The sequence below is a fragment of the Actinomadura bangladeshensis genome, from assembly GCF_004348335.1.
Lineage (GTDB): Bacteria > Actinomycetota > Actinomycetes > Streptosporangiales > Streptosporangiaceae > Spirillospora > Spirillospora bangladeshensis.
The window spans coordinates 26,448-45,785 of record NZ_SMJW01000012.1; the positions used below are offsets into that span (position 1 = coordinate 26,448).

Below are 19,338 nucleotides of genomic sequence, written 5' to 3' on the forward strand. Positions count from 1 at the left end.
CCACGAGAACAAGCGGTAACTGTGGCCACGCTCTCCCAATGGGTCGCCGGATCCCGGCCCCGCACCCTGCCCGCGTCCCTCGTTCCCGTCGTCGTCGGCACCGGCGTCGCGGTCGGCGAGGGCGACCCCGTCTGGTGGCGCGCCGTCCTCGCCGGGGTCGTCGCACTCGTCCTGCAGATCGGGGTGAACTACTCCAACGACTACAGCGACGGCATGCGCGGCACCGACGAGGACCGCGTCGGCCCGCTGCGGCTCGTCGGGTCGAGGGCCGCGCCGCCGAAGCAGGTCCTCGCCGCCGCGCTCGGCTGCTTCCTCGCCGCGGCCGCGGCCGGGCTGGTGCTCGCCGCCGTGACGACGTGGTGGCTGCTGCTGGTCGGCGCCGTCGCGATCCTCGCGGCCTGGTTCTACACCGGCGGCAAGACCCCGTACGGATACCGGGCGCTGGGCGAGGTGTCGGTGTTCATGTTCTTCGGCCTCGTCGCCGTCGTCGGGACGGTGTACGTCCAGGTCGAGGCGCTTCCGTGGGAGGCGTGGGCGGCGGCGGTGCCGATCGGGCTGCTGGCCTGCGCGCTGCTCGTCGCGAACAACCTGCGCGACATCCCGACCGACCGCGAGTCGGGCAAGCGGACCCTGGCCGTGCTGCTCGGCGGCCCCTGGACCCGGATCCTGTACGCGGCGTGCACCGCGCTGCCGTTCATGTTCGTCCTGGCGCTGGCGGCGCCGCACCCGTGGGTGCTGCTCGCCCTGCTCGCGGCGCCGCTGTCGCTGCCGCCGACGCAGAAGGTGCTGCAGGGCGCGACCGGCCCCGCCCTGATCCCCGTGCTGGGCGAGACCGGCCGGCTCCAGATCGCCTACGGCGCGCTGCTGGCGATCGGCCTCGCGCTCTGACGCTCGGCGAGCAGGAAGGCGCCGGTGAGGCCCATGATGAGCCCGCCGAGCAGCCCGGACACGGCCGCCAGCCCGGCCACCGCGGTCGAGTCGCCTCCGAGGTCGCCCATCTGGGCGACCAGCACCAGGAGCCCGTAGAGCGACCAGGTGAACGTGGCGGCCGCACCGACCCACGCGACGGCCAGCGGCACCGCGAACCTCGCCGGGCGCCCGCCGCGCCGGACGATCAGCAGCAGCGCGGCGGCGCCGGCGAGCGCGAGACCGCCCCAGACGCCGTCGGCGAGCTGCTGGGCGAGGTTCCTGCTCTCGATCTGGTCGGCGCGGAGCCCTGCCGTCCCGCCGAAGGCCCAGAAGACGTGCACGGCCGCGAAGGCCGCCGCGAACACGGTCGCCGCGCGCGCCAGGAGCGCCTGCAGCGGGTGGGTCGCGCCCTTGGGGACGTCCTTGGTGCGGACGGTGAAGACGTCCGTCCACCGGTCCCGCGCGTACAGGACGAAGGCCGTGAGCAGGCCGAGCCCCTGCACGGTGAAGCCCCCGTAGACAACACCGAACACCCACCCTTGGAGCGCGCCGTCGCCGGAGGCCACCGGCTCCGACGAGAAGAGCGTCTGCAGCAGCGTGCCCAGCGGGACGGCGAGGACGATCGGCGCGAGCAGCCCGGCGGCGACCCAGATCGGCGTCAGCACCAGCCACGCCGGGAGCCGCCTGCCCCACGGGAACGTGAACGCCAGCGCGACCAGCACGGCGACCGCGTCCATGCCCATGGTGATCGCGTTGCCGACGTAGAGAGCCGACTCCCGCGCCGCATCGGTGTCGTTCCATCCGACCGTGCTGCCGGACAGCCACGCGATCTTGATGGTGAGGTAGGGGACGCACGCGGCGATCGTCGCCGCGCAGACGGCGAGGCGCAGGCGCCCCGGCCCGCCGTGCGCCGCACGCGCCGGCCGGGTGAGCGGGTGAGCTGAAACGGTCATGCCCCGACCATGCCGGGACCGGCCCCGGCCGCGCTTCCCGCCGCCGGGTGAGACCTGGCCCGCCCCTCCCCCGCACGGGTGAGGGGCGGGCGCGGGCTACCCCCAGCTGATCTCCGGGAGGCCGGCGTCGACGAGGGCCTTGTTCACGGCGCTGAACGGGCGCGTCCCGAAGAACTTCTTCGCGCTCAGCGGGCTCGGGTGCGCCGACTCGATCACGGTGTGCTGCGGCCCGGTGATCAGCCGGGCCTTCTTGCGCGCGTAGGCGCCCCACAGCACGAAGACGACGCGCTCGCTCTTGTCGTTCAGCGCGCGGATCGCGGCGTCGGTGAAGTCCTCCCAGCCCTTGCCGGCGTGCGAGCCCGCCTCGCCGCCGCGCACGGTCAGCACCGCGTTCAGCAGCAGGACGCCCTGGTCGGCCCAGCGGGTCAGGTCGCCCGACGCCGCCGCAGGGACGTCGAGGTCGGTCGCCAGCTCCTTGTAGATGTTGCGCAGCGACGGCGGCAGCCGCACCCCCTCCCGCACGCTGAAGCTGAGCCCGTGCGCCTGGCCGGGGCCGTGGTAGGGGTCCTGGCCGAGGATCAGCACGCGGGTGCCGTCGAACGGGCAGTGCCGGAAGGCGTTGAACAGGTCCTCCCGCGGCGGGTAGACGGTCTGCGCCGCGTACTCCCCGGCGACGAACGCGCCCAGCGCGGCGGTGGCGATCGGGTCGAGCAGCGGATCGAGCCGCTCCCGCCAGTCGCCGGGCAGCAGTTCCATCAGGTCGAGGGACATCGTCGGGCCTCCGAGGACGTGATCTCCAATTGCCGGAAACACTAGTGCGCGCCACTGACACGCCACGCCGAATCACGGGCGGGAAAGGGCCCCGACCGTAGGATGACGCCATATGCCCGATTCCCCCCGTCGGCGGCGCCTCCGCGCGTCCGTGCTGCTCGCCGCGCTCACCCTGCCCGCCCTCGGCTCGGGCTGCGGCGGCCCGTCTGGGCCGGCCACGCTGACCGTCCTCGCCAGCTCGTCGCTCACCGAGGTGTTCGGCGAGATGGGGACGGCCTACCACCAGGAGCATCCGGGGGTGAGGCTGCGCTTCGTGTTCGGCGGGTCCGTCGAGATGGCCGACCGGCTCTCCGAACGCGCCCCCGGCGACGTCCTCGTGACCGCGGACCGGGCGAGCATGGACGACGCCGCCGACGACCTGGCCGGACGCCCCCGGGTCGTCACCCACGACACGCTCACCATCGCGGTCGGCCCCGGTAACCCCAAGCGCGTCCGCGACCTGCGCGACCTGGAGCGGCCGGGCCTGCGCGTGGTGGTCGGCGCGGGCACGGTCCCGGTCGGCCGCTACACCCGCCAGATCCTCGCGAACGCGGGGCTGACGGTCCGGTGGAGCTCGGAGGAGATCAGCGCCCGCGCCGTCCTGGACCGCATCCGCGCCGGCGAGGCCGACGCCGGCCTGGTCTACATCACCGACCTGCGCTCGGCGGGTGTCGCGGCGAGCAGCGTCCCCATCCCGGCGGACCTGAACGTCACCGCCGCCTTCAACGCCGCCGCCGTCAAGGACTCCGAGCACGAGGACGAGGCGAACGCCTTCGTCTCGTGGCTCCTGACGCCCACCGCCCAGAAACTGTTCCACAAGTACGGCTTCCCCAACCCGCCGTCCCCCCGCTGACCCGCTTCCCGAACGGGATCACCGATTCCGGATACGCTGACTACACACGGTCTCTATAGTGACGGGAGCCGAGCGTGATGGAGGAATCACCCAAAGTGAGCATTATTGCCACTGTTCACCACCACCGCGAGCTCCCCGACACCCCCTACAACCTCTGGATGCGGGACGAGCTCGCCGACGTACTGGATCTCCCCCACGACGGCACCCGTGTCGAAATCATCGGTGGGGAGATCGTCGTGTCACCAGGGCCGGACATGGCTCACAACTTCATCGTCCAGGACATCTCGGACGCCTTCGCGGCCGCGCGTGTCAGGGACGCCTCCTTTCCGTGGCGCTGTGTCGCCACGCAGGACCTGAACGTCAGCGACATCCATGACGGCTACATCCCCGACCTGTGCGTCCTCAACAGGAGGACCGCCGCGGAGGGACGGCGCGCGCAGCTCCGCAAGGCTCTGCCCGCCCACCTCGAACTTGCGCTCGAGGTCACGTCGCCGAGCAATGCCCCGGACGACCGCCGCCCGGGCAACCGGCGGGCCAATCCGAGCAAGTGGAACGGCTACGCGCGGGTCGGCATCCCCTTCTACCTGCTGGTCGACCGCGATCCCAAGGAAGCGCGAACGACTCTCTTCAGTCGGCCCCACACCATGGTCGGCGAGTACCAGGAGGCGGTGAGCTGGGCGTTCGGCGAGCCCGTCAAGCTGCCGGAGCCGTTCGGCCTGGAAATCCTCACCGACGAGTGGGAGCCCTGGCAGCGCGGTACGGTCTGAGCGCTCAACGCGCCCGCTCCCACCCGCACAACCCCCGCTTCCCCGGCCCGTCCCGGGGAAGGTGGAGGTCATGGAGATCCTGGACCGGCCCGCACCCCCGAAGGGGCTGGGCCGCACACTGGCGCGCCTGCCCGTCCACCTGTACCGGATGCACCTCGGCCGGTTGATGCGCGGCCGCTTCCTGCTGCTCGATCACACCGGCCGGAAGTCCGGCAGGCCCCGGCAGGTGGTGCTCGAAGTGATCGAACACGCGGACGACGGCTACATCGTCTGCTCGGGTTTCGGCCCCAAGGCCGACTGGTACCGCAACGTCCTCGCCCATCCCGACGTCACCATCCAGGTGGGCCGGCACCGCATGGACGTCACCGCCCACCGGCTTCCCCCCGCCGAGGGCGGCGAGATCATGGCCCGCTACGCCCCGCGCCACCCGAAGGCCGCCGCGAGACTCGTCCGCCTGATGGGCTTCAGCGTCGACGGCACCGCCGACGACTACCGCCGCGTAGGCCGAGAACTCCCCTTCCTCCGCCTCTCCCCCTGACGCTCAGCCGTCCAGGGCGGCGGGGAGGGCTGTCGGGTGGGGCATTGATTTCAGGGCCTCTAGGACCGTTTCCGGGGGTGCTGCGTAGATCGTGGGGTGGATCGGGTCGGCAGGGTAGGCGAGGCGGTTCTCGGAGGGGGAGAACCGGACGTCTATGCCCGGTTTGTTGCCTCGGGGGTCGAGGAGGACCCAGCGGTCGTCCACCAGGGCGGCGGTCAGGCCGTGGAGGATGCCCGATGCCTGCTGGTAGGCAAGGCCCGCTTGGATGCCTCCCGCGCGCAGGAGGGCCACGTAGGCGTGGGACTTGGCGTAGCACAGCCCTGTGCGCTGGTCGAGGACGTCGGAGGCGCGCCAGGGGACGCGGGGGTCGCCGGTGTCCATGGAGTGCGGGACACGGTCGCGGACGTGGTCGAACGCGGCGTGGGCGTAGGCGATGTCGTCGCCGGTCCGCAGCTCCGCGGCGATCGACTGGACGAGCGGGTGCTCGATGTCGATCGCCTCGGAGGCCGCGAGGTAGTCCCAGGGGTCGGCGGCGAAGTCCATCACAGGCCGAGGAGCGACTCGATGCCGAGGGTGAGGCGGTCGAGCTCGGGGACCCTGCGGACGGCGAGCAGGACGCCCGGCATGAACGACTCGCGGTTCATCGAGTCGTGCCGGATGGTGAACAGCTCGCCGTGGCCGCCGAGCACGACCTCCTGGTGCGCGACGGCGCCGGACATCCGGACCGCGTGCACCCGGACGCCGTCCACGTCCGCGCCGCGGGCGCCGTCGACCTCGGAGGTCGTGGCGTCCGGGGACGGGGCCACGCCGGCCTCCGCGCGGGCGGCGGCGACGAGTTCGGCGGTGCGGTAGGCGGTGCCGGACGGGGCGTCGGCCTTGTTCGGGTGGTGCGTCTCGACGATCTCGACGGACTCGAAGAACGGCGCGGCCTTCTGCGCGAAGTGCATCATCAGCACCGCGCCGATCCCGAAGTTCGGGGCGATGAGCACGTTCCCGGACGACTCGTCGGTCAGCCAGGAGCGGACGGTGTCGAGGCGGGACGGGTCGAACCCGGTGGTGCCGACGACGGCGTGCAGGCCGCGCTCGACGCACCATCTGAGGTTGTCCATGACGACGCCGGGGTGGGTGAAGTCGACGACGACCTCGGCGGCGGTGAGCGCGTCGAGCGCGTCGCCCTGGTCGACGGCGGCGACGAGCTCCATGTCGCCGGCTCCCTGCACGGCACGGCACACCTCGGCGCCCATGCGGCCCTGCGCGCCCAGCACCCCGACCTTTGTCACGTGTCCCTCCCGGATGGCGTCCCGCCCGAGCCTATCGTCAGAAGCGCTTGCCCAGCTCGCGCGCCTCGGCGTGCGCGGCGCGGCGCCCCGCGCCGGCGTCGGCCACCGCGAGGTTGGGGCGGAACTCGATGCCCGCGATGTCGGTGATCCCGGTCCAGCGCAGCCAGCCGTCCAGGAAGGGGACCTGGTGGTCGCGGCCGAACGCGGGCGGGCGGCCGTCGCCGTAGACGGCGCTCGTGCAGACGACGGCGGCCTTCTTGCCGTGGAGGAGGCCGGTGTAGCCCTTCTCCGGGTCGAAGCGGAAGACCCAGCCGGGCTGCGAGATCACGTCGATGAACTGCTTGAGGACGTAGGGGATGCCGGAGTTCCACATCGGGACGCTGAACAGGTACCGGTCGTAGGAGGCGAAGCGGTCGAAGACGGCGCGGGCGGCCCGCCACGCGGCGGCCTGTTCGCCGGACGGGTCCTCCCCCGCGAACACGGCCATCTTGGCGCCGGCGCCGGCCGGGCCGAACGCGGGAAGGGTGCCGTCCCACAGGTCGAAGTGGTCGACGACGTCGCCGTGGACGTCGCGGTAGGCGTCCAGGAAGGTCCCGGCGATCGCCAGGGACTCGGACGCGGCGCCCCGGGGGGACGCGGAGATGTGCAGCAGACGGGACACGGGGAGTCCTCTCAACGCGGGCATGCGGACCACGGTCCGATTACCTTTCACAAGGTAACGGACCATAGTCCGCTTAACAAGCCCGCGCGGGCAGGATTCAGGCGGAGAAGTCGCGGTCTCCGACGGGGCCGATGACGGTGAGCGCCTGCGGGGCGGACAGGACGTCGCGGGCGATCGCGCGGACGTCGTCGAGCGTGACGGCCTCGATGCGCGCCAGGACCTCGTCCACCGGCAGCAGCGACTCATAGACCAGCTCGCTCTTGCCGATGCGGCTCATGCGGGAGCCGGTGTCCTCCAGGCCGAGGACCATGGCGCCGCGCAGCTGGCCCTTGCCGCGCTCCAACTCCTCGTCGGTGAGGCACTCCCCGGCGGCCTTGCCCAGCTCGTCCCGGCAGATCGAGAGGACCTCCTCGGCCTTCGCCGGCTGGCAGCCCGCGTAGACGCCGAAGATGCCCGAGTCGGCGTACTGCGCCGTGTAGCTGTAGACCGAGTACGCCAGGCCGCGCTTCTCCCGGATCTCCTGGAAGAGGCGGGACGACATGCCGCCGCCGAGCGCGGCGTTCAGCACGCCGAGCGCGAACCGGCGGTCGTCGGTACGGGACACGCCGGCGCCGCCGAGGATGATGTGCGCCTGCTCGGTGTCCTTGTCGATCACCACGCTGCGCGGGTCGAGCGGCGCGGGCGCCCCGTTCAGGCGGGGCGCGGCGGGCTCGGCGTCCCCGGTGAGGTGCCCGGCGAACGCGCGGGACACCAGCCCGACGACCTCGTCGTGGTCGATGTTGCCCGCGACCGACACCACCAGCTTGGACGGGACGTAGTGCTCCCGGTAGTAGCCGTGGATCCGGTCCCGGGACAGCGCGTTGATCGAGTCCTCGGAGCCGAGGATGGGGCGGCCGAGCGGGGTGTCGCCGTACAGCGCGGTGGAGAACTCGTCGTGGATCAGGTCGCCCGGGTCGTCGTCGCGCATGTGGATCTCTTCGAGGATCACACCGCGCTCGGCCTCGACGTCCTCGGGGCGGTTGACCGAGTCGGCGACCATGTCCGAGACGACGTCGACGGCGAGCGGCAGGTCGGCGTCGAGCACCCGCGCGTAGTAGCAGGTGTACTCCTTGGCGGTGAACGCGTTGAGGTCGCCGCCGACCGCGTCGATCGCCGCGGAGATCTCCAGCGCCGAGCGCCGGCTCGTGCCCTTGAACAGCACGTGCTCCAGGTAGTGGCTCGCACCGGCGTCGGCGGGCGCCTCGTCCCGGGAGCCGACCGCCGACCAGATGCCGAACGCCGCGGACCGCACGGTCGGCATCGACTCGGTGATGATCCGCAGCCCGCCGGGCAGGACGGTGCGGCGCACCGCGCCGGCCCCGTCGGTGTGGATCGTGGTGGTGGTGCCGGGCTCCTGCGCCCGCGCCGGCAGGGTCACGTGTCGCTCACATTCCTTCGTGGGAAAGCACCCAGCCGGCCGTCCCGCAACGGGACGGCCGGCTGGGCATGGACCGGGTCAGGAGTTGCGCTGGCCGGCGTCGTCGCCGCCGCGGCGGGTGCGGCGGCGGCGCGGGCCGCGCTCGCCGTCGTCCCGGCGCGGCCGGCGCTCGCCGGAGCCGTCGCCGTTGGACGCCGCCTCGGCGGTGTCCTCGCCGCCCTCGGCCTTGTCGGCGGCCTCGCGCTCGACCACCTCGACCGGCACCAGCGACAGCTTGCCGCGCTGGTCGATCTCGGTGACCTCGACCTGGATCTTCTCGCCGACGCCCATGACGTCCTCGACGTTCTCGATCCGGGCGCCGCCGTGCAGCTTGCGGATCTGCGAGACGTGCAGCAGGCCGTCCTTGCCGGGCAGCAGCGACACGAACGCGCCGAACGTGGTGGTCTTGACGACGGTGCCGAGGAACCGCTCGCCGACCTCCGGCATGTGCGGGTTGGCGATCGAGTTGATCGCCTGCCGCGCCGCCTCGGCGGACGGGCCGTCGGTCGCGCCGACGTAGATGGTGCCGTCGTCCTCGATCGTGATGTCGGCGCCGGTGTCGTCCTGGATCGAGTTGATCATCTTGCCCTTGGGGCCGATGACCTCGCCGATCTTGTCGACCGGGACCTTGATCGTGATGATCCGCGGCGCGTTCGGGCTCATCTCGGCGGGCGCCTCGATGGCCTCCTGCATGACGTCCAGGATCGCCAGGCGCGCGCCCTTGGCCTGCTTCAGCGCGGCGGCCAGCACCGAGGCGGGGATGCCGTCGAGCTTGGTGTCGAGCTGCAGCGCGGTGATCAGGTCGCGGGTGCCGGCGACCTTGAAGTCCATGTCGCCGAACGCGTCCTCGGCGCCGAGGATGTCGGTGAGCGTCACGTACTCGTCGCCCTCGTTGATGAGGCCCATCGCGATGCCCGCCACCATCTGCTTCAGCGGGACGCCCGCGTCCAGCAGCGACATGGTGGACGCGCACACCGAGCCCATCGAGGTGGAGCCGTTGGAGCCGAGCGCCTCCGACACCTGCCGGATCGCGTACGGGAACTCCTCGCGCGTCGGCAGCACCGGCAGCAGGGCGCGCTCGGCGAGCGCGCCGTGCCCGATCTCGCGCCGCTTCGGCGAGCCGACCCGGCCGGTCTCACCGGTGGAGTACGGCGGGAAGTTGTAGTTGTGCATGTAGCGCTTGGTGCGCTCGGGGTTCAGCGTGTCGATCGTCTGCTCCATGCGGAGCATGTTCAGCGTCGTCACGCCGAGGATCTGCGTCTCGCCGCGCTCGAACAGCGCCGAGCCGTGCACGCGCGGGACGACGTGCGCCTCGGCGGTCAGCTGGCGGATGTCCTTCAGGCCGCGGCCGTCCATGCGCAGCCCGTCGCGGATGACCCGCTCGCGGACCAGCTTCTTGGTGACGGCGCGGTAGGCGGCGGAGATCTCCTTCTCGCGCCCCTCGAACTGCTCGGCGAGCTTCTCGGCGGCGGCCGCCTTGATCTCGTCGAGCCGGGACTCGCGCTCCTGCTTGCCGGCGATGGTCAGCGCCTGCGCGAGGTCGCCGCTGACGGCGTCGGAGACGGCGGCGAGGACGTCGTCCTGGTAGTCCAGGAAGATCGGGTACTCGCGGGTCTCCTTGGCGGCCACGGCCGCGAGGTCGCTCTGCGCCTTGCACAGCACCTTGATGAACGGCTTGGCCGCCTCGAGGCCCTCGGCGACGGTCTCCTCGGTCGGGGCGGTGGCGCCCTCGCCGACGAGCCGCAGGGTCTCGCGGGTGGACTCCGCCTCGACCATCATGATCGCGACGTCGCCGTCGGCGAGCACGCGCCCGGCCACGACCATGTCGAAGGTGGCGCGCTCCAGTTCGGGGTGGGTGGGGAAGCCGACCCACTGGCCCTCGATCAGCGCGACGCGGACGCCGCCGATCGGGCCGGAGAACGGCAGCCCGGCCAGCTGCGTGGACATCGAGGCGGCGTTGATCGCCACGACGTCGTACAGGTGGTCGGGATGCAGCGCCATGATCGTCTCGACGATCTGGATCTCGTTGCGCAGGCCCTTGGTGAACGACGGGCGCAGCGGCCGGTCGATCAGCCGGCAGGTGAGGATCGCGTCCTCGGAGGGCCGGCCCTCGCGGCGGAAGAACGAGCCGGGGATGCGCCCGGCCGCGTACATCCGCTCCTCGACGTCCACGGTCAGCGGGAAGAAGTCGAGGTTGTCCTTCGGCTTCTTGGACGCGGTGGTCGCCGACAGCACCATCGTCTCGTCGTCGAGGTAGGCGACGGCCGAGCCGGCCGCCTGCCGGGCCAGCCGGCCCGTCTCGAAGCGGATGGTGCGGGTGCCGAACGTGCCGTTGTCGATCACGGCCTCGGTGCTCTGCGCTCCGTCGATGCGCACGGCTTCTGTCACGGGAAACCTCCTCAGGGTTCCATGTCGGACCTCGCGGCCGTTTCCCGTCGGCTTGTCACGCTGCCGGTCTTCGATCGAAGCACCCGGATCGAGATCGCCGCCGATGCGGCGGAACGGATCCGGAAGCCACTACCGAGGACCGGCCCGCACCAGCGGTGTCCGCGAGGCTTGTCTGCAGTTGTGCGGCCGGGGCGGGCGGCGTCGCGCGCGCCCGCCCGGCCATAAAAGGAAGGGAGCGGCCCGGCGGGCCACTCCCTCACCGTGCTAGCGGCGCAGGCCGAGACGCTCGATCAGCTGCCGGTAGCGGTTGATGTCCTTGTTGCTCAGGTACTTCAGGAGGCGGCGACGACGGCCGACCAGCAGCAGGAGGCCGCGGCGGCTGTGGTGGTCGTGCTTGTGCTCCTTGAGGTGCTCGGTCAGATCGTTGATGCGGCGCGTGAGCAGCGCGACCTGGACCTCCGGCGATCCGGTGTCACCCTCAGTGGTCGCGTACTCGGCGATGATCTGGTTCTTCGTGGCGGTGTCGAGCGACACGTGGCTCCTTCGATGGGATCGTCACCCGCAGATCCGGGCCCGGAGAGCGCACGGGTCCGCATGGTGCGTTTCAAGAGGGTGGCGGGCCGCATGAGGGTGCAGCCAGCCGCGCCGGGGCCCTTCCCGGCGACTCTTCACCGTACCATGCCGAAAACCCGCCCGGTCACGAAGCGAAAACCCCTGCTACCGGAGTGTACGCACAGGTCAGGGCCGGTCTGCGGGCGATCAGGCGGAGGTGATCTCCCGGGCCCGCGCCACGTCCCGGTGCATCTCCTCGACCAGCGCGTCGATCGAGTCGAACTTCAGCGTGTCGCGGATGCGGGCGGTGAAGTCCACCGCCATGTGCTCGCCGTACAGGTCGAGGTCGTCGCGGTCCAGCGCGTACGCCTCGACGGTCCGCTCCCCCACGCCCTCGAACGTCGGGTTCGTCCCGATGGAGATCGCGGCGGGCCAGCGGAAGCCCGGGTACCGGCCGGAGTCGCAGACGAGCCAGCCGCCGTAAACGCCGTCGGCCGGGATCGCGGTGTTCGGCGGCATCTCCAGATTGGCGGTGGGGAAGCCGAGTGCCCGCCCCCGCTGGTGGCCGCGCACGACGACGCCCTCGACGCGGTGCGGCCGGCCCAGCGCGCGCGCCGCCGCCTCGACCTCGCCCGCGTCCAGCCGATCCCGGATGTAGGTGGACGAGATCGTGTCGCCGTTGGCCACCAGCGGCATGCCCTCCGCCGTGAAGTCGTACTTCTCGCCGAGCTCGCGCAGGAGCGCGACGTCGCCCTTGGCCTTGTGCCCGAAGCGGAAGTCCTCACCGACGATGACGTGCGCCGCGTGCAGCCGGTCGACCAGGACCTGCCGGACGAACTCGTCCGGCGGCGTCCTCGACAGCTCGAGGGTGAAGGGGACGACGACGACCGCGTCCGCGCCGAGGCCCTCCAGCAGCTCGATGCGGTGCCGGGTCGTGGCGAGCAGCGGCGGGTGGGTGCCCGGCCGGACGACCTCGTCGGGGTGCGGGTCGAACGTGATGACCACCGAGCGCAGGCCGCGGCGGCGGGCCTCCGCCACCGCGGCGCCGACGATCCGCTGATGGCCGCGGTGCACGCCGTCGAACACCCCGATGGTGATCACTGAACGGCCCCAGTCCGCGGGAACCTCGTCGAGGCCATTCCAACGCCGCACCATTCTCTCCCTGCGTAGGACGTGCCTGTCCGGCCTTCTCCTGCCGACCTTAAGAGTGCCATGGCCGGGCGCCCGCGGTCGCACCGAGGGGTACCCGTCAGGCCGACTGGTAGACGACCAGGGAGACCGCTATGTACTGCAGGATGTACGCGGCGAGCGTGCAGGCGTGGAAGACCTCGTGGAAGCCGAACCAGCGCGGGAACGGGTCGGGGCGGCGCAGGCCGTAGACGACGCCGCCGACGCTGTAGCAGATGCCGCCGGTCGCGACCAGGACGCAGGCGGCGGTGCCCGCGCCGTCCAGGAACTGGGGCAGGAAGAACACCGCCACCCAGCCGAGGACGATGTAGAGGGTCACGTAGAGGGCGCGGGGGGCGCCGATCCAGGCGGTGCGGAACACGACGCCGGCGATGGCGCCCGTCCAGACGGTGATGAGGACGGCGAGGCGCACGCCGCCGTCCAGTGCCAGGACCGCGAAGGGGGTGTACGTCCCGGCGATGATCAGGTAGATGTTGGCGTGGTCGAACCGGCGGAGCACCTCGATCAGCCGGTGCGAGCGCTGCCGGTGGTACGTCCCCGAGATCCCGAACAGCATCCCCGATGTCGCCACGTACAGCGCCGACGCGAGCCGCGCCTCCACGCTCGGGCCCAGCGCGACGAGCACCAGCCCGGCGACCAGCACCGCGGGGAACGCGCCGAGGTGCAGCCAGCCGCGCAGCCGCGGACGGGTCGGGGACGCCACCGGGGGGTGGTCCTTCACAGTGGTCACGGACACCTCCTCACCTTCGAACCTACGCTTACGTAGGTTACGCGGGCGTAGGTTACCGCGCAGCACTTTCGTCCGGTGATGCTCGCCACGGGAAGCCCGCGCGGTCAGGGTACGAACACCGCGAGGGGCTTGGCGGCCCGGCCCTGCTCCTCGACGAGGGCGAGCAGCGTGCCGTCGGGCGCGAAGACGCCGACCGGGCCGGGACCGAGGCCGGCGGCCGGGAGCCGCCCGCCGTGCGCGACCTTGCGGGCGTCCTCGGCCGAGACGTCCCGCCGCGGGAACACCTTGGCGACCGCCTCGTTCATCGGCAGGATCTCCAGCTTCTCCGCGAGCTGGTCGAGCGTGCGCGCCATGGACAGGTCGTAGGGCCCGACGCGGGTGCGGCGCAGCGCGGTGAGGTGGCCGCCGCAGCCGAGGGACGCGCCGAGATCGCGGGCCAGCGCCCGGATATAGGTGCCGGACGAGCACGAGACGGACGCGTCCACGTCGATCAGGTCGCCGTCGCGGCGGACGCCGGTGACCGTGAACGCGTGCACGGTCACCGGGCGGGCGGCGAGCGCGACCTCCTCGCCCTTGCGGGCCATCTTGTAGGCGCGCTCGCCGTTCACCTTGATCGCGCTGACCTGCGGCGGGACCTGCCGAATCGTCCCGGTCAGCTCCGCGATGCCCGCGTGCAGCGCCTCGTCGGCGACGTGCGCGGCGGACGCGGACGCGGTGATCTCGCCCTCCGCGTCATCGGTGTTGGTCGACTGCCCCAGGCGGATCGTGGCGTCGTACCCCTTCTCCGTCAGCGCGAGGTGGCCGAGGAGGCGGGTCGCCTTGCCGACACCGAGGACGAGCACGCCCGTCGCCATCGGGTCGAGCGTGCCCGCGTGCCCGACCCGGCGGGTCTTCGCCAGCCGCCGCATCCTCCCGACGACGTCGTGCGACGTCCAGTCGGCGGGCTTGTCCACGATGACGAGTCCCGAGTTGTCCACGCGCGCTCCGAAATGTCAGTCGTCGTCGGGGTCGCCGGGCACGCGCAGGGCCGCGCGCAGCCGGTCGATGATGGCGGCGGGCTCCCCGCCCATGGTGAACGCGGCGGCGGTGCGGTGCCCGCCGCCGCCGAGGTCGACGCAGGCGCGGCCCACGTCGACCGCGCCCTTGGAGCGGGTGGAGACGTACCACTCGCCCCGGTCGTTCTCCTTGCACACGACCGCGACCTCGGCCTCGTCGGTGCGCCTCAGCTGGTCGATGACCCCTTCGAGCTGGTCGTAGTGGACGTCGCGGGCGGCCCGGTCGGAGCGGGCGACCGCCGTCCAGACCAGGCCGAGGCCGCCGGCGGCGTCGCGCTCCAGCCGGGCCCGCGCCAGCGCGCCCGCGAGGACCTGCAGGTACCCGAAGGGGGCCCGGTCCCACAGTTCGCGGCTGACCGCGTCCGGCCGGACGCCCGCCGTCAGCAGCCGTCCCGCCAGGTCGTGGACCTCGGGGGTCGTGCACGGGTACTTGAACGAGCCGGTGTCGCTGGCGAGCCCCGCGTACAGGCCCTGCGCGATGTCGCGGTCCAGCGGGACGCCGAGCCTGCGGATCAGCTCCTCGACCAGCACCGCGGTCGCGGCGGCGTCCGGGTCGACGAGCCGCACGCCGCCGAACCCGGTGTTGGACGCGTGGTGGTCGACCACGATCAGCGCGCCCGCCCGGTCGGCGTGCTCGGCGAGGCCGCCGAGCCGCGCCCGGCCCGCCGCGTCCAGCGAGATCATCAGCTCCGGGGCCGCCGGCATCCGCGCGGGCTCCACCAGCAGCTCCTGGCCGGGCAGGAACCGCAGGATCGCCGGGACGACGAACGGCTCCGCGAAGGACGCCGTGCACCGCTTGCCCAGCGCGCGGAGCGCCTGCGCCAGCGCCAGCATGGAACCGAGCGCGTCGCCGTCGGGGGCGACGTGGCAGGCGAGGCAGATCTCCTCGGCGGCGCGGATCAGTTCGACCGCACGGTCCCACTCCAGGTCTGCGGACGTCCCTGCGGACGTCCCGGCGGACGTCCCGGCCGGCACCGCGGCCGGCACCGCGGCCGGTATCGCGGTCCCGCCGCGGGCGCCGCCGCCTCCGCCGCGCGGGACGACGTCATGGCCGCTCACGGCGTGCCCGTCGTGCAGGTGGAACTGCTCCGGCCGGCCGCCGCCCGGGGTCTCCGCGCGGCCCTGCGGCCCGCTCACGACGACGGGCGTCCGGAACGGCCGTCCTCACCGTCCCCCGCGGCGTCGTGCCCGTCCGAGCCGGGGTCCGCCTCGTCGAGGTCCGCGTCGGCGGCGGGTTCGCGGTAGGGGTTCGCCTCACCGGCCGGGGAGGCGCCCTGCGCGGCCTTCGCGACCTCGGCGTCCCTCGCGCGGGCCTTGGCCAGCAGGTCGTCGATGTGCGCCGCGTTCTCCATCAGGGAGTCCATGACGAACGTGATGCTGGGCGTGTGCCGGACCCCGGTCTTCCTGCCCACCTCCGACCGGATCACGCCCTTGGCGCTCTCCAGCGCGGCGGCCGTCTCGGCGCGCTCGCCGTCCGACCCGTACACCGTGTAGTACACGGTCGCGTCGCGCAGGTCGTTGGTGATGCGGGTGTCGGTCACGGTCACGAAGCCGAGCCGCGGATCCTTGATCCGCCGCTCCAGCATCTCGGCCACGATCTGCTGGATGCGGTCGGCGAGCTTGCGCGCCCGGGCTGCGTCCACCATGATCGCACTCCCTTTCTATGGTCTGCCGACCCGTTATTCGTCGTCGCTGAATATCCGCTGGCGGGCGGACAGGAGTTCGATCTCCGGCCGCCCGGCCACCAGGCGTTCGCACTGGTCGAGCACCTGGGTGCAGTTCGCGGCGGTCCCCGAGACCACCGCCACCCCGATCTCCGCCCTGCGGTGCAGGTCGTTGCCGCCGGTCTCGGCGACGGCCACCGCCGGGAAGTGCTTGTGCACCTCGGCGATGATGGGCCGGACGACGGACCGCTTCTGCTTCAGCGAGCGGACGTCCCCCAGCAGCAGGTCGAGTGTCAGCGCACCCACGTACACCTGGTCGATCACCTCGGGATCTTCTGGAGATGGAACGACGGGGATCACCCGCCGTGTTCCCGGCCCTACCCGCACGCGGCGGGACCGGCCGGACATGACGGACGCCAGGCTAGAAGATCAGCCTGGCGTCGTGTCATCCGATTAACGATCACATCGGCGACGGGCCGCCGCCCGCGCGGACCGGGCCCGCAGGCCCGGCCGCGCGGACGTGCCGCCGGCCTCAGACGCGGGGCTTCTCCCGCATCTCGAAGCACTCGATGACATCGCCGAGCTTGATGTCGTTGTACCCCACGCCGATACCGCACTCGAAGCCCTCGCGGACCTCGGTCGCGTCGTCCTTGAAGCGGCGCAGCGACGACACCGTGAGGTTGTCGGCGACCACGACGCCGTCGCGGACGAGGCGCGCCTTGGCGTTGCGCTGGATGATCCCCGAGGTGACCATCGAGCCGGCCACGTTGCCGATCCGCGGCACCTTGAAGATCTCGCGGACCTCGGCGGTGCCGAGCTGGACCTCTTCGAACTCCGGCTTGAGCATGCCCTTGAGGGCCGCCTCGATCTCCTCGATCGCCTGGTAGATGATCGAGTAGTACCGGATGTCGACGCCCTCGCGGTCGGCCAGCTCCTGCGCGTTGCGCTCCGGCCGCACGTTGAAGCCGATGATGACCGCGCCCTCCTCGGACGCCAGCGACAGGTTGACGTCGTCCTGCGTGATCGCGCCGACACCCCGGCGGATGATCCGCAGGCTGACCTCGTCGCCCACGTCGATCTTGAGGAGCGAGTCCTCCAGGGCCTCGACCGAACCGGACACGTCGCCCTTGAGGATGAGCAGCAGTTCCTGCCGCTTGCCCTCCTGGAAGTCCTTGAACAGTTCCTCGAGGGAGCTGCTCTTGCGGCTCTTCAGCAGTTCGGCGTTGCGCTTGCGCGCGACCCGCTTGTCGGCGATCTGCCGGGCGATCCGGTCGTCGTCGACGACCAGGAAGTTGTCGCCCGCGCCGGGCACGGCCGCGAGGCCGAGCACCATCACCGGACGGGACGGGCCCGCCTCCTCGACGTTGTTGCCGTTCTCGTCGAGCATCGCCCGGACGCGGCCGTTGGCCACGCCGCAGACGATCGAGTCGCCGACCCGCAGCGTGCCGCGCTGCACCAGCACGGTCGCCACGGCGCCCCGGCCCTTGTCCAGGTGGGCCTCGATGGCCGAGCCCTGGGCGGGCATGTCGGGGTTGGCCTTCAGCTCGAGCTCGGCGTCGGCGGTCAGGACGATCGCCTCCAGCAGCCCGTCGATGTTGGTCCCCTGCTTGGCGGACACGTCGACGAACTGCGTCTGCCCGCCGAACTCCTCGGCGACCAGGCCGTACTCGGTGAGCTGCGCGCGCACCTTGTTCGGGTCCGCGCCCTCGACGTCGATCTTGTTGACCGCGACGACGATCGGGACCCCCGCCGCGGTGGCGTGGTCGATCGCCTCGGTGGTCTGCGGCTTGACGCCGTCGTCCGCGGCGACCACCAGCACCACCAGGTCGGTGGTGTCGGCACCGCGGGCGCGCATGGCGGTGAACGCCTCGTGGCCCGGGGTGTCGATGAAGGTGATCTTGCGCTCTTCGCCGTCGACCTCGGTCTCGACCTGGTAGGCGCCGATGTGCTGGGTGATGCCGCCGGCCTCGCCCGCCTGCACGTTGGCGTGCCGGACGGCGTCCAGCAGCTTGGTCTTACCGTGGTCGACGTGGCCCATGACGGTGACCACCGGAGGACGGGCCTGGAGGTTCTCCTCGCCGCCCTCGTCCTCGCCGTACTCGATGTCGAACGACTCGAGCAGCGCGCGGTCCTCGTCCTCGGGGCTGACGACCTGGACGTCGAAGTCCAGCTCGAGCCCGAGCGCCATGAGGTCGTCGGGGTCGACCGACTGGGTCGCGGTGACCATCTTGCCGAGGTGCATCATGATCGCGACGAGCGACGCCGGGTTGGCGCCGATCTTCTCGGCGAAGTCGGTCAGGGTCGCGCCCTGCGGCAGCCGGATGGTCTTGCCGTTGCCGCGCGGAGCCGAGACACCGCCGGCGGCGGGCGCCTGCATGTTCTCGAACTCTTGACGACGCGCCCGCTTCGACTTGCGTCCGCGCGCGGGACGGCCGCCGGGGCGTCCGAAGGCGCCCTGCGTGCCGCCGCGGCCGCGACCGCCGCCGCCCGGACGGGGACCGAAGCCGCCGCCGGGACGACCGCCGCCGCCTGCGCGGGGACCGCCGAAGCCGCCGCCGGGACGACCGCCGGCACCGGGACGGCCGCCGCCACCGCCGCCGGGACGGCCGCCGCCGCCCGGACCGCGGCCGCCGCCGCCGGGACCGCCGCGCCCGGGGGCGCCCGCGGGCCGCGAGGACGGCATGTTCATCGGGCTCGGCCGCGGGCCGCCCGGCCGGGGCGGCATGCTGCCCGGGTTCGGGCGCGGGCCGCCGGCACCGGGCGCACCGCCGGGACGGCCGCCGGGACGCGGACCGCCGGCGCGGTCGCCGCCGGGACGCTCGCCGCCGGGGCGGTCGGCGCCCGGCCGCGGGCCGGGGCGCGGGCCCGGCTTGGGCGCGCGGCCCATGCCGGTGTTGGTCGAGCTGAACGGGTTGTTGCCCGGACGGGGCCGGCCACCGCCCGCGCCGCCCTGGCGCGGACCGGGACGCGGGCCCGGCTTGGGACCCTGGGGACCCGGCCTCGGGCCGCCCGGCGCGCGGGTTCCGGCACCGCCGCCGGCCGCCGGAGGCGCCGCCGGACCGGCCGCGGGCGGGGCGCTCGGGCCCTGCGCCGCGGGCGCGTTCACCGGCGTGCTCGGCGCCGGCGGGACGGGTGGGCGCGGGCCCGGCTTGGGCATGCCGCCGCCCTGGCCGCCGGGGCCGCCCTGGCCGCCGGGGCCCGGCTTGGGCGCGGGCGGACGCGGCGCGGCGGGCCGGGGGGCCTGCTGGCGCGCACCCTGCCCGTCGGAGGCGCCGCCGCCGGGCGGGCCCGGACGCGGCGCGGCGGGACGCGGACCCGAAGGTCGCTTCGGCGCGCCCCGATTGTCCCCCTGCTTGGAGGACGAAGAATTTGAGAAGGCTTCCTTCAGCCTGCGTTCGACCGGCGCCTCGATCGTGGAGGACGCCGACCGTACGAACTCGCCCATCTCCTTGAGCTTGGCCATGACGACCTTGCTCTCAACACCGAACTCCTTGGCGAGTTCGTACACCCGGACCTTCGCCACTGCACTCCCTA

Annotated in this window: 19 protein-coding genes; 4 read left to right on the forward strand and 15 right to left on the reverse strand. The window is 72.6% G+C overall.

Translation table 11 applies throughout. The features are described 5' to 3' along the window. The first annotated feature begins 21 nt into the window (after positions 1–21). Positions 22–888: a 1,4-dihydroxy-2-naphthoate polyprenyltransferase gene (locus tag E1284_RS04380; protein ID WP_131937290.1), complete on the forward strand. Its 867-nt coding sequence runs from the start codon at positions 22–24 to the stop codon at positions 886–888. Here E1284_RS04380 and E1284_RS04385 read toward each other — a convergent pair. Both E1284_RS04385 and E1284_RS04390 read right to left on the reverse strand, forming a co-directional pair. Then, entirely contained in the window at positions 852–1,862 is a 1,011-nt protein-coding gene (locus E1284_RS04385; protein ID WP_131937292.1) for a hypothetical protein, read from the reverse strand. The two genes, E1284_RS04380 and E1284_RS04385, sit on opposite strands and share 37 nt — an antisense overlap. 96 nt (positions 1,863–1,958) lie before the next feature. After that, positions 1,959–2,633 (reverse strand): uracil-DNA glycosylase, encoded by a 675-nt coding sequence (locus tag E1284_RS04390; RefSeq protein ID WP_131937294.1) that lies wholly within the window; start codon positions 2,631–2,633, stop codon positions 1,959–1,961. Positions 2,634–2,745: 112 nt separating this feature from the next. Between E1284_RS04390 and modA the strand changes: the two genes are divergently transcribed. The 3 genes from modA to E1284_RS04405 all read left to right on the forward strand — a co-directional run bounded on the left by modA (position 2,746) and on the right by E1284_RS04405 (position 4,830). Further along, entirely contained in the window at positions 2,746–3,525 is a 780-nt protein-coding gene (modA, locus tag E1284_RS04395; RefSeq protein WP_131937296.1) for a molybdate ABC transporter substrate-binding protein, read from the forward strand. Positions 3,526–3,602: 77 nt separating this feature from the next. Then, a complete protein-coding gene (locus E1284_RS04400; protein ID WP_243714249.1) occupies positions 3,603–4,292 on the forward strand; it encodes a Uma2 family endonuclease in 690 nt (229 codons plus the stop codon). Between the two features lie 70 nt (positions 4,293–4,362). After that, on the forward strand, positions 4,363–4,830 hold the full coding sequence (locus tag E1284_RS04405) for a nitroreductase family deazaflavin-dependent oxidoreductase (protein WP_131937300.1): 468 nt from the start codon (positions 4,363–4,365) through the stop codon (positions 4,828–4,830). Positions 4,831–4,833: 3 nt separating this feature from the next. Here E1284_RS04405 and E1284_RS04410 read toward each other — a convergent pair whose 3' ends face one another. The 13 genes from E1284_RS04410 to infB all read right to left on the reverse strand — a co-directional run bounded on the left by E1284_RS04410 (position 4,834) and on the right by infB (position 19,327). Continuing rightward, the gene (locus E1284_RS04410) at positions 4,834–5,373 is read right to left on the reverse strand and encodes a transglutaminase-like domain-containing protein (RefSeq protein WP_131937346.1); all 540 of its coding nucleotides are present in this window, start codon (positions 5,371–5,373) and stop codon (positions 4,834–4,836) included. Continuing rightward, a complete protein-coding gene (gene dapB / locus E1284_RS04415) occupies positions 5,373–6,110 on the reverse strand; it encodes a 4-hydroxy-tetrahydrodipicolinate reductase (RefSeq protein ID WP_131937302.1) in 738 nt (245 codons plus the stop codon). The genes E1284_RS04410 and dapB overlap by 1 nt, the downstream gene beginning before the upstream one ends. A 37-nt stretch (positions 6,111–6,147) precedes the next feature. After that, entirely contained in the window at positions 6,148–6,771 is a 624-nt protein-coding gene (locus tag E1284_RS04420; RefSeq protein ID WP_131937304.1) for an FMN-dependent NADH-azoreductase, read from the reverse strand. Positions 6,772–6,868: 97 nt separating this feature from the next. Beyond that, a complete protein-coding gene (locus tag E1284_RS04425; RefSeq protein ID WP_131937306.1) occupies positions 6,869–8,188 on the reverse strand; it encodes a M16 family metallopeptidase in 1,320 nt (439 codons plus the stop codon). A 78-nt stretch (positions 8,189–8,266) separates the two neighbouring features. Continuing rightward, a complete protein-coding gene (locus E1284_RS04430) occupies positions 8,267–10,597 on the reverse strand; it encodes a polyribonucleotide nucleotidyltransferase (protein WP_131937348.1) in 2,331 nt (776 codons plus the stop codon). Between the two features lie 282 nt (positions 10,598–10,879). Then, complete coding sequence (gene rpsO / locus E1284_RS04435) at positions 10,880–11,149, reverse strand: 30S ribosomal protein S15 (RefSeq protein ID WP_021599383.1); 270 nt, start codon at positions 11,147–11,149, stop codon at positions 10,880–10,882. 225 nt (positions 11,150–11,374) lie between these two features. Beyond that, entirely contained in the window at positions 11,375–12,319 is a 945-nt protein-coding gene (locus E1284_RS04440; RefSeq protein ID WP_131937350.1) for a bifunctional riboflavin kinase/FAD synthetase, read from the reverse strand. Between the two features lie 97 nt (positions 12,320–12,416). Further along, positions 12,417–13,085, reverse strand: a complete 669-nt coding sequence (trhA, locus tag E1284_RS04445) for a PAQR family membrane homeostasis protein TrhA (protein WP_243714246.1) — start codon at positions 13,083–13,085, stop codon at positions 12,417–12,419. 104 nt (positions 13,086–13,189) lie between these two features. After that, positions 13,190–14,062, reverse strand: a complete 873-nt coding sequence (gene truB, locus E1284_RS04450; protein WP_131937308.1) for a tRNA pseudouridine(55) synthase TruB — start codon at positions 14,060–14,062, stop codon at positions 13,190–13,192. Positions 14,063–14,077: 15 nt separating this feature from the next. Next, positions 14,078–15,277, reverse strand: coding sequence for a DHH family phosphoesterase (locus tag E1284_RS04455; protein WP_341770369.1), 1,200 nt, complete (start codon positions 15,275–15,277; stop codon positions 14,078–14,080). After that, positions 15,274–15,786, reverse strand: a complete 513-nt coding sequence (gene rbfA, locus E1284_RS04460) for a 30S ribosome-binding factor RbfA (RefSeq protein ID WP_131937310.1) — start codon at positions 15,784–15,786, stop codon at positions 15,274–15,276. The genes E1284_RS04455 and rbfA overlap by 4 nt, the downstream gene beginning before the upstream one ends. Before the next feature lie 33 nt (positions 15,787–15,819). Then, entirely contained in the window at positions 15,820–16,128 is a 309-nt protein-coding gene (locus E1284_RS04465; protein ID WP_243714247.1) for a DUF503 domain-containing protein, read from the reverse strand. Between the two features lie 208 nt (positions 16,129–16,336). After that, positions 16,337–19,327: a translation initiation factor IF-2 gene (gene infB, locus E1284_RS04470; RefSeq protein WP_131937312.1), complete on the reverse strand. Its 2,991-nt coding sequence runs from the start codon at positions 19,325–19,327 to the stop codon at positions 16,337–16,339. Positions 19,328–19,338 lie beyond the last annotated feature (11 nt).

What these genes read in the sequence shown, in the direction of transcription:
- rbfA (WP_131937310.1), bottom strand. Translation starts at nt 15,786, where the DNA reads ATGGTGGACGCAGCCCGGGCGCGCAAGCTCGCCGACCGCATCCAGCAG.
- E1284_RS04385 (WP_131937292.1), bottom strand. Translation starts at nt 1,862, where the DNA reads ATGACCGTTTCAGCTCACCCGCTCACCCGGCCGGCGCGTGCGGCGCAC.
- E1284_RS04410 (WP_131937346.1), bottom strand. Translation starts at nt 5,373, where the DNA reads ATGGACTTCGCCGCCGACCCCTGGGACTACCTCGCGGCCTCCGAGGCG.
- E1284_RS04390 (WP_131937294.1), bottom strand. Translation starts at nt 2,633, where the DNA reads ATGTCCCTCGACCTGATGGAACTGCTGCCCGGCGACTGGCGGGAGCGG.
- E1284_RS04405 (WP_131937300.1), top strand. Translation starts at nt 4,363, where the DNA reads ATGGAGATCCTGGACCGGCCCGCACCCCCGAAGGGGCTGGGCCGCACA.
- E1284_RS04400 (WP_243714249.1), top strand. Translation starts at nt 3,603, where the DNA reads ATGGAGGAATCACCCAAAGTGAGCATTATTGCCACTGTTCACCACCAC.
- modA (WP_131937296.1), top strand. Translation starts at nt 2,746, where the DNA reads ATGCCCGATTCCCCCCGTCGGCGGCGCCTCCGCGCGTCCGTGCTGCTC.